The organism is Streptomyces sp. NPDC040410 (assembly GCF_055595715.1).
Genome location: NZ_JBVIVK010000060.1, coordinates 2,117 through 3,815 on the forward strand (window position 1 = coordinate 2,117; position 1,699 = coordinate 3,815).

The window sequence follows — 1,699 nt, forward strand, 5'->3', positions numbered from 1 at the left end:
AGGTTGGGTACCGGGGTTGCGCGGGTCGGCCTCGCTGATGGCGGTCAGCGTGGCCTGGTAGAACGGGCCCGCGGCCTTCTGGTACTCAGGGTTGCTGTAGGTCGACTCCCGCTTGCCGGCCGGGACCCTCGCCCAGCCGAGCTTCTCACCGACGAGCTTCTCGTACTCCTGGCTCGCGGCCCACTTGACGAACTCGGCTCCGGCGTCCTGGTGCTTGCCCGCCTTCGGCTGCGCAAGGGCCCACGTCCACAGCCACCCCGAGCCCTTGGTTTCGCTCACCGGGGCCTGGGCGTAGCCGACCTTGCCCGCGACCGGGGACTTGGGGTCCTCCAGCAGACCCGCTGCCGACGTGGCGTCCATCCACATGGCGGTCTTTTCCTGCGTGAAGTTGTTCAGGCACTCGGCGAACCCGGCCTGCGGAGCGCCCGCCTCACCGTGCTTGCGGACGAGATCGACGTACTGCTTGGCCGCCTTGGTGAAGCCCTTGCCGTTGACCTGGGCCTGCCAGTCCTTGGTGAACCAGGTGCCGCCCTCGGTGTTGACCATGGTGGTCAGCGCGGCTCCGAGCTCACCCCAACCCGGCTTGCCTCGCAGGCAGATGCCCTTCATGCCCTCCTTGGCGCCGTCAGCCTTGGCGGCCAGGTCGATGACCTGCTTCCAGGTCGGGCGGTCCGGCATGGTCAGGCCCTTGTCCTTGAAGACGTCCTTGCGGTACATGAGGAAGGACGACTCGCCGTAGAACGGCTCGGCGTACAGCTTGCCGTCTTCCCCTCGCAGTCCGTCCGTCATGGACTTGAAGACGTCGTCCTGCTTGAAGGAAGCGTCCTTGGCGACCGTGTTGTCCAGCGGTGAGAGCCAGTTGTTCTTCGCCCAGAGAGGGACCTCGTAAGCGCCGACCGTGACCACGTCGTAGGTGCCGGCCTGCGTCGCGACATCCTGCGTGATCTTGTCCCGCACCTCGTTCTCCGGCAGCACCGTGAAGTTGACCTTGATACCGGTCTCCTTGGTGAAGTGGTCCTTGGTCAGCTTCTGCAGGTCGATCATCTGCGGGTTGTTGACCATGAGCACGTTCACGGTCTTGCCGCCGTCGCCCTCGTCGCCGCCGGCGCCGGCGCAGCCGGCGAGCAGGGCGGTGCAGGTGAGGCCGGTCAGGGCCGCGGTCATCACTCTGGCTCTGGACAGTCTGTCGTGCATGGGTGGGCCTTTCTCGGGGAACGACAAGGTGAGGGCGGGCTCCGCGGGGGCACGGGCGTGGACATGGAGCAGCTTGGGCAGGGTGAGCCTCAGGGGTGGGCGGCTCGGGTGAGGGGGATCAGACTCGGAGGACCATGGGTCCGAGCAGCGTGTAGCGCTGGGCTTCGCCGGCGGGCAGGCCCGTGTCGGTGATGATGGTCTCGAAGTCGTCGATCCTGGCGAACCGGCAGAAGCTCTGAGCGCCGAACTTGGTGTGGATTCCGACTAATACCCGGCGGCGGGAGCAGCGCACAGCTTGGGTCTTGACGTCGGCCACCACCGGGTCGGGGGTGGTGAGTCCGGCGTCGCGGGAGATGCCGTTGGCGCCCAGGATCGCCAGGTCGATGACGAAGCTGGAGAGCATCTGAGTCGCCCAGGATCCGACGGTGGCCTGGGTGCGGCCGCGTACCTTGCCACCGAGCAGCAGCACAGTGGCCTGGGAGGTTTCCGCCACCGCTGCGGCGGT

The 1,699-nt window shown here is 67.1% G+C and carries 2 protein-coding genes; both read right to left on the reverse strand.

What is annotated here, in order from left to right; translation table 11 throughout:
- Nucleotides 1–1,164 (reverse strand): ABC transporter substrate-binding protein (locus tag ACZ562_RS38210; RefSeq protein WP_471189300.1); only part of this gene is annotated, 1,164 nt, incomplete at its 3' end.
- 148 nt (nt 1,165–1,312) lie between these two features.
- The coding region (locus tag ACZ562_RS38215; RefSeq protein ID WP_471189302.1) for a DeoR/GlpR family DNA-binding transcription regulator at nt 1,313–1,699 on the reverse strand (387 nt) is incomplete at its 5' end.